Here is a 6,895-nt window from a genome sequence, read left to right on the forward strand (position 1 = left end):
GGGCGCTGCCCTGTACCCGCCAGGGACTCGGTCCCTGGACCCCATTCCTTCGAGGGCATCATGCATTGGGCTGCCGCCACTATCGGCTTGCCGTGGTCCAGCCACGGCAGCGGGCCGGACTCGTTCAATTGCTGGGAATTCGTCCGCATGGTGCAGGCCCGACATTTCGGCCGCCTGCTGCCCGAGATCTGTAATCCCAAAGACATGCTGGTCATGGGCCGGACCTTCCGCGACCACCCCGAGCGGCGGCGGTGGCCCAAGGTGCCCGATCCCATGGAAGGCGACTGCGTCCTGCTGCGCCGCTCCCGCCATCCCATCCATGTGGGCATCTGGTTGGAGGTCGATGGTGGCGGCGTCCTGCATTGCGCCGAGGGTGCCGGGGTCGTGTTCCAGCGTTCGGACGCGCTCAGCCTCAACGGCTGGGCGATCGAGGGCTTCTATCGGTTTTCGCCATGACCGCCTCCATCGTCATCGTCACCAATCCGTTCGAGCCGGTGGCCAGCCGCTCGGTTCATGCGGTGGAGTCTGGCTCCACTGTAGGCGCCCTGCTGCTGGATTGCGGCATCGCCGAGGATTGCTGGCCCGACGGGCCGGAAATCCTGATCGGCGGCATGACGGTGCCGGTCGGCATCTATGCCGTCCGGGCCATCGTGGACGGCGAGGTCGTCACCGTCATTCGCTGGCCCCGGGGCGGCGGGGGCGGTGGTGGGGGCGGCAAGAACCCCATGCGGATCGTACTGACCATCGCGGTGATGGTGGCCGCCATCTATCTGGGCCCCATGGCGGCGGTGGCCATGGGCTACACCGCCACCGGCACCGCCGCGGCGATGGCCACCGCCGGCATCGCCATGGTCGGCTCGGTGCTGATCAACACCGTGATTCCGGCGCCCAAGCCGTCGATGCCGTCGCTCAACTGGGGCGGCAGCGGCAGCGCGCCGGCCCCCAGTCCGACCTATTCGCTCCAGGCTCAGGGCAACCAGGGTCGATTGGGCCAGCCGATTCCGGTGATCTATGGCCGCCACCTGATCTATCCCGACCTCGCCGCCGAGCCCTACCAGGATTACGTCGGCGGCGAGCAGTACCTCTACCAGCTTCACGTCATCGGCCAGGGCGAGTATGCGGTCGAGCAGATCCGCATCGAGGACACGCCCATATCGTCCTTCGAGGAGGTGCAGACCGAGATCGTCCCGCCCGGTTCCCCGGTGACGCTGTTCGAGCCGGACGTGGTCACCGCCGCCGAAATTGCCGGCCAGGAACTGATTGCTCCCAATCTGGTGGCCTCCGGCGACGATGGCTTCGTCGGCCCGTTCACCGCCAACCCGGTGGACACTTCGGCGGGTGCGTTGGGCATCGACGTGGTGATGCCCCGTGGCCTCTATTACGCCAATGACGGCGGCAGCCTCGATAGCCGCACCGTCCAGTGGCAGGTCGAAGCGCGCGCCATCGATGCCGACGGCGAGGCTCTTGCGGGCTGGTCGGTGCTGGCGACCGAAAGCTACTCCGCCGCCAGCAATACCGCCATCCGTTTGTCCTTCCGCTATGCGGTGGCGCCGGGCCGCTATGAGGTCCGTCTCAAGCGACTGGACACCAAGGACACCGCCGAACGCGCCGGCCATGAAATCCGCTGGGGCGCCCTGCGCTCATATCTCACCGGTCAGCCTGATTTCGGCGCCGTCACCTTACTGGCGGTCAAGATGCGCGCCACCGACAATCTATCTCAGCGCTCCAGCCGCATGATCAATGTCATCGCCACCCGCAAGCTGCCGGTGTGGTCGGAAGCGGGCGGTTGGTCGGCCCCGCAGCCGACCCGTTCCATCGCCTGGGCCTTCGCCGATGCCTGCAAGGCCGATTATGGCGCCAAGCTGGCCGACAGCCGCATCGACCTCAAGACGCTCGCCACCCTGGATGCCGTTTGGGCTGCCCGTGGCGATTTCTTCGACGCGGTGTTCGACACCAGCATGACGGTTTGGGAGGCGCTGACCCGCATCGCCCGCTGCGGCCGCGCCGTGCCCATCCAGCAAGGCGGCATCGTCCGAATTATCCGTGATGCGCCCCAGACCATGCCGGTGGCCATGTTCGGGCCGCGCAACATCGTCAAGCGCTCGTTCAAGATCAAATACGTCATGCCCGGCGAGGACACTGCCGACGCGGTGACGGTGGAGTATTTCTCCTCCCGGACCTGGAAGCCCGACGAGACGACGGCGAAGCTGGCGGATTCCCGCGGCGATAACCCGGCCAAGGTGAATCTGTTCGGCTGCACCGCCAAGGACCACGCTTGCCGAGAAGGTCTCTATATCGCCGCCAACAACCGCTACCGCCGCCGCCTGGTCACCTTCCGCACCGAACTGGAGGGCATGATCCCCACCTATGGCGACCTGATCGCCGTTACCCACGACATGCCCCGCTGGGGCCAGGGCGGCGAGGTGATCGACCACCAGGGCGACGTGCTGGCCCTGTCCGAGCCTTTGGTCTGGACCGAGGGCGCCAGCCATTACCTGGCGCTGCGTCGCCGCGACGGTGGACTGGCCGGGCCGTTCCGGGTACAGGCGGTGACCGGCGATGCAGCCAAAGTCCGCGTCCTCGATCCCCTGACCGTCACCCCCTATACCGGCGGCTCGGAGGAGCGGACGTATTTCTCCTTCGGCCCTGGCCAGGCCTGGGCGCAGACCGCCCGCATTCTGGCCATCCGCCCCCGCGCCGAGCAGGTCGAGATCGTCGCCGTCGCCGAGGATTCCCGCGTCCACGTAAATTAGAGGTTCTCATGCTGTCCGCAGACATCCTGCGTGCCGCCCTCCCGGCGGCGCGGCCCACCGATATTGCCCGCTTCGCCACCCCGCTGACCGAGGCCTGCGCCGAATGGAGCATCGACACGCCCCTGCGGCTGGCGGCCTTCCTGGCCCAGATCGCCCACGAAAGCGGCCAGTTGCGCGCCCTGGTCGAAAACCTGAACTACTCCGCCGAAGCCCTGCTGCTGGTGTTCCCCCGCCACTTCGATGCGAGCCAGGCCACCGCCTATGCCCGCCAGCCGGAACGCATCGGTTCCAAAGTCTATGCCAACCGCATGGGCAATGGCTACGAGACCTCCGGCGATGGCTGGCGCTATCGCGGGCGTGGCCTGATCCAGGTCACCGGCAAGGCGAACTATGCCGCCTGCGGCACCGCCCTCGGCCTCGACCTGATCGCCCAGCCCGAGCTGCTGGAACAGCCCGCTCCCGCCGCCCGCTCGGCCGGATGGTTCTGGCACAGCAACCGCCTCAACGGACCAGCCGATGCCCGCGACATCGAAACCATCACACGGCGCATCAACGGCGGCCTCACCGGACTCGACGACCGCAAGGCCCACTACGCCCGCGCCTGTGCCGCCCTGGAGGTGTCCCATGAACTTGCTTGATCTCCTCGGCGATGCCGCCGCCATCGCCGTCAATCCGGTCGCCGGTCTCGCCAAGGTAGCGCTGGATGTGATCCCCGATATCGCCAGCCTGTTCGGCGACGATGCCGAGACGGCGGTGGACAAGCTGGCCGACACCGTCCGCGCCATCACCGGCACCGACGATCCCGGCAAGGCCCGCGAGGCTCTGGCCGATCCCACTCTGGTGTTTCAGCTTCGCTCCCAGGCCCAGGCGTTTGCCCACGAGGAGCGGATGCAGCAGATGGCCGGCGCGCTCACCACCCTGACCGCGACCCTGGCCGACCGTCAGAACGCCCGTGCCAGGGACAGTGAGTTCATCAAGGCCGGCCGCAGCAACACCCGCGCCAACGTCCTGCTGGTCACCGCCGGTATGGGCATCATCGGCGGAATCGCCTTCATGGTGTTCGGCCAGGTCGATGGCAACACCGCCGTCGGCGGCTGCATCATTTCGGTGGTGACGTTGCTGGCAGGTAAGTTCGCTACCGCGTTCGACTTCGAGTTCGGCGGATCGGCGGATTCAGAGCAAACCCGCACCCTGCTGGCGCAGGCACCGCCGATCATCGGGAAATAGAGCGCATCGTTTCAAGTACTGCGGCCGGCCGGGAGGCTTTCTCCCGGTCGGCCGCTATTTTGTGTTTTCCGGCCTGCGTATGTGGCAGGCCGCTGATGGGCTCCGGACGGGGCCGCCGTCATCCCCACCGCCACCATTGATCCGTCCCGTACGACGGCGTCTCCGGTGGTCCCCGCGCTTATCGGGTCCGGGTCCCCGTATCGAGAATTCTACCGGTCCAGAGTCCGGGCATCGCTGCTGACCGCCTCCAGGATACCGCGCATCTCCATGGCCAGTTCGGCGTGATGACGGTCGATATAATCGGCCACCGCCTCGTTGCGGAACAGCTTGGCGACATATCCCTTGGTCACCACCAGACTGAGCATGATGTCGCCCAGGCTGTCCTCGACCGAGCGATAGTCGCGCCGCAGGCGTTCCATTTCGTGTTCCATGCGGGCGATATCGGTGGCCGACATCCCCTCCAGCTTCTTGGGCTTCGCCGGATCGGCCAGCTGCTCGGGCCGGGTTGCGGCCAGCAGCACCTTGGCATAGGAGAGGGTGAAGCGGTTGGCCGAGATCATCATTTCCACCGCATCGATCTGGCGAAATGGCTTCATCTTGCGCAGGACGGGAAAAATCGCTGGCACCACCATGCGATCCTTCAGCAGATCGACCACTTCGGGGGCGATGCCATCCAGCATGCTGCGCCGCTCCTGAATCCGCTTCACGTCCACCGCCAATCCCTCGGCGATGTCCTTGGCCGACACTCCCTTCTCGATGGCCTGCAACAGCATCCGGTGTTCCTGGATCGCTGTCATCCGCGCGATCCGCCGGTTATAGGTAAATCCCTCGTCATCGGTGGAGACCAGGCAGCGTGCTTCGGCTGCCCCGATCTCCCGCAGGGCCGCCAGGCGAAGATGGCCNCAATCCCTCGGCGATGTCCTTGGCCGACACTCCCTTCTCGATGGCCTGCAACAGCATCCGGTGTTCCTGGATCGCTGTCATCCGCGCGATCCGCCGGTTATAGGTAAATCCCTCGTCATCGGTGGAGACCAGGCAGCGTGCTTCGGCTGCCCCGATCTCCCGCAGGGCCGCCAGGCGAAGATGGCCGTCCAACAGGATGTAAGGGCCGGACCGCTCCTTCGCCTTCTCGGGATACACAGCCAAGGGCTCGACCAGCCCGACCTGGCGAATGGACGCCAGGATGCTGCGGAATTTCGGGGTCTTAAGGACTTCCTTGCCCACCGCCTTGGTCGGCAGGATGCGCTCCAGCGGCAATGTAATGGTTTTGCCCTCGAAGCCAAGCCGGATACCGGTCATGACGCCTCTCCTTTCAGGCGATCCGCCAGCGGCTTGGGCATGTCAATCAGTCCTTCCGCCCGCAGCAGGGTGCGGAAATGCTCGTCGGCCAGCAGGCGGCGCAGCGCCGAGGTCAGCAGGATCAGTCGTTGCTCGCCGATGTCGGTCTTGCGGATCAGCATCTGCTGGCGGTGGACCTCTTCCTGGTAGACCTGGGCAAGCCGTCGCGGGGAAGGAGGCTGGTCCTTGCCCGGCAATTTGTGGCCATAGGCCTTCCCCATCAGCTTGCGGCGCTCGATCAGGCGCCGGACCTTGAGAAGCTGAGGGCCTTTCAAGGTTCCGTCCTGGTAGGCATCCATCAGGCTGTGCTGCAGGGCGGAATCGTCGCTGTGGGCGATCTGGCTGGCCAGATAGATGGGCATCCAGCCCCTTTCCACCGCGGCGATCAACCGGTCCTCGCCTTCGCGCAGCAGAAGCAGGATTTCCGAGATATAGGTCGGATCGAGCCCGGTCTTGGCGCCGATCTCGGGGGAAGTGTAGCCGCGATCCTCCATGATGCGGATGGCGGTCAGCAGGTCGCGGTTGGTGTGCTTGCGCCGCGCCATGTTCTCGATCAGGCCGCGCAAGTACGCCTCGACCTCGGAGGTGTTCTCGATCAGGGCGGGGATCGTCGTCTCCCCCAGCGCCATGACGGCTTCCAGGCGCCCCTGGCCGCAAATCAGATCGTATTTCGGACCATTTTCATCGGTCCCCGTCCGCCGGACCGTGATTGGCCGCTTCAGCCCCACCGAGGCGATGCTGTCCACCAGGGCGGCGAACATCTCTCGGTTGCGGCTGCGGGGATTGGCGACACGGATTCGATCGACCGGAATCATGTGGATCAGCGCCGGATCCGCTTCCTCCGTCATCACGCCACCTCGCGCAGGGCGATACGCCGGGTCAGATCGAAGAGGCGCTCCAGGGAGGTGAAGCGATAGGCGTCGAGGCCGATGCCGTTGTCCTCGGCCAGACGCAGCCGCGTCACGGTCATGTCGATGGACGGCAGCAGGTAATAGTCCAAGATGTCGCGGTTGCCGGGTGCCATCCGCACCGCCACGGTGATGTCAGGCAGCAGGCCGGTCTCCAGCCGGATGGTCCAGCGATGAGCGCCGGCCTTGGTGGTCTCGCAGCGGGCAATGACCAGCGAGAGGGAGAACTCCTCGTTCACCACCACGAGATCGTTTTCCAGCTCGCGGCGGACCGAGCCGCCCAGGTCCCGGATGCGGCGCAGACTGTCCTCGACCACGGTCGGAAACATCCGGCGGAGATGGCGGTTGTCCTCGATATAGGCGTAGTCGCGGCCGGGATCGTAGCCGACCAGGGCATAGGCCCGCAGCAGGCTGCCGAAGCGGTGGCGGATGGCGCCGCTGGAAGGTCCATCGCGGGCCTCGTCGATGACGATGGCCGACAGCAGCCCGTGCCGCGCATGCAGGGCTTTCAGGTGGTCCAGGATCTCCTCATCGGAAAACCGCCGCGACCGCTCGACGATGATCGCCTGCGCTGCCCGGTAGTCCTGGAGTTCGACGATGGGGGTGAATACACCTTCGGCCCGGATCCACTCTTCCGGCGGATTTCTGACCCGCTGAGCCTTCAGGGCA

General features: G+C 66.0%; 7 protein-coding genes and 1 pseudogene. 4 read left to right on the plus strand and 4 right to left on the minus strand.

All coding sequences use genetic code 11. The features are described from left to right. The first annotated feature begins 60 nt into the window (after nucleotides 1-60). The 4 genes from MTBLM5_RS09605 to MTBLM5_RS09620 are packed head-to-tail and all read left to right on the plus strand — an operon-like array spanning nucleotide 61 to nucleotide 3,980. A complete protein-coding gene (locus MTBLM5_RS09605; protein ID WP_173975901.1) occupies nucleotides 61-456 on the plus strand; it encodes an NlpC/P60 family protein in 396 nt (131 codons plus the stop codon). Beyond that, nucleotides 453-2,753 carry a host specificity factor TipJ family phage tail protein gene (locus MTBLM5_RS09610; protein WP_173975902.1) on the plus strand — a complete coding sequence of 767 codons (2,301 nt, stop codon included), beginning with the start codon at nucleotides 453-455 and terminating at the stop codon, nucleotides 2,751-2,753. Before MTBLM5_RS09605 ends, MTBLM5_RS09610 begins: the two co-directional genes overlap by 4 nt. Before the next feature lie 8 nt (nucleotides 2,754-2,761). After that, entirely contained in the window at nucleotides 2,762-3,391 is a 630-nt protein-coding gene (locus MTBLM5_RS09615) for a glycoside hydrolase family 19 protein (RefSeq protein WP_173975903.1), read from the plus strand. Beyond that, complete coding sequence (locus tag MTBLM5_RS09620) at nucleotides 3,378-3,980, plus strand: hypothetical protein (protein WP_173975904.1); 603 nt, start codon at nucleotides 3,378-3,380, stop codon at nucleotides 3,978-3,980. Before MTBLM5_RS09615 ends, MTBLM5_RS09620 begins: the two co-directional genes overlap by 14 nt. 209 nt (nucleotides 3,981-4,189) lie before the next feature. On the opposite strand, the gene MTBLM5_RS09625 is transcribed toward MTBLM5_RS09620, so the two are convergent. From MTBLM5_RS09625 to MTBLM5_RS09640, 4 genes and pseudogenes are all read right to left on the minus strand, one after another. Further along, a complete protein-coding gene (locus MTBLM5_RS09625; protein WP_254430976.1) occupies nucleotides 4,190-4,777 on the minus strand; it encodes a plasmid partitioning protein RepB C-terminal domain-containing protein in 588 nt (195 codons plus the stop codon). A 34-nt stretch (nucleotides 4,778-4,811) separates the two neighbouring features. After that, entirely contained in the window at nucleotides 4,812-5,279 is a 468-nt protein-coding gene (locus MTBLM5_RS09630) for a ParB/RepB/Spo0J family partition protein (protein ID WP_254430977.1), read from the minus strand. Further along, a complete protein-coding gene (locus tag MTBLM5_RS09635; RefSeq protein WP_173975905.1) occupies nucleotides 5,276-6,166 on the minus strand; it encodes a ParB/RepB/Spo0J family partition protein in 891 nt (296 codons plus the stop codon). Before MTBLM5_RS09635 ends, MTBLM5_RS09630 begins: the two co-directional genes overlap by 4 nt. Then, nucleotides 6,166-6,895: pseudogene (locus MTBLM5_RS09640) on the minus strand (recombinase family protein); the annotation flags it as partial. The pseudogene MTBLM5_RS09640 and the gene MTBLM5_RS09635, both read right to left, overlap by 1 nt.

Source organism: Magnetospirillum sp. LM-5 (assembly GCF_902729445.1).
Taxonomy (GTDB): Bacteria; Pseudomonadota; Alphaproteobacteria; order Rhodospirillales; family Magnetospirillaceae; genus Magnetospirillum.

Excerpts from the sequence above, each read along its gene's own strand:
- MTBLM5_RS09615 (WP_173975903.1), top strand. The coding sequence starts at position 2,762 with ATGCTGTCCGCAGACATCCTGCGTGCCGCCCTCCCGGCGGCGCGGCCC.
- MTBLM5_RS09605 (WP_173975901.1), top strand. The coding sequence starts at position 61 with ATGCATTGGGCTGCCGCCACTATCGGCTTGCCGTGGTCCAGCCACGGC.
- MTBLM5_RS09610 (WP_173975902.1), top strand. The coding sequence starts at position 453 with ATGACCGCCTCCATCGTCATCGTCACCAATCCGTTCGAGCCGGTGGCC.
- MTBLM5_RS09625 (WP_254430976.1), bottom strand. The coding sequence starts at position 4,777 with ATGACAGCGATCCAGGAACACCGGATGCTGTTGCAGGCCATCGAGAAG.
- MTBLM5_RS09620 (WP_173975904.1), top strand. The coding sequence starts at position 3,378 with ATGAACTTGCTTGATCTCCTCGGCGATGCCGCCGCCATCGCCGTCAAT.
- MTBLM5_RS09635 (WP_173975905.1), bottom strand. The coding sequence starts at position 6,166 with ATGACGGAGGAAGCGGATCCGGCGCTGATCCACATGATTCCGGTCGAT.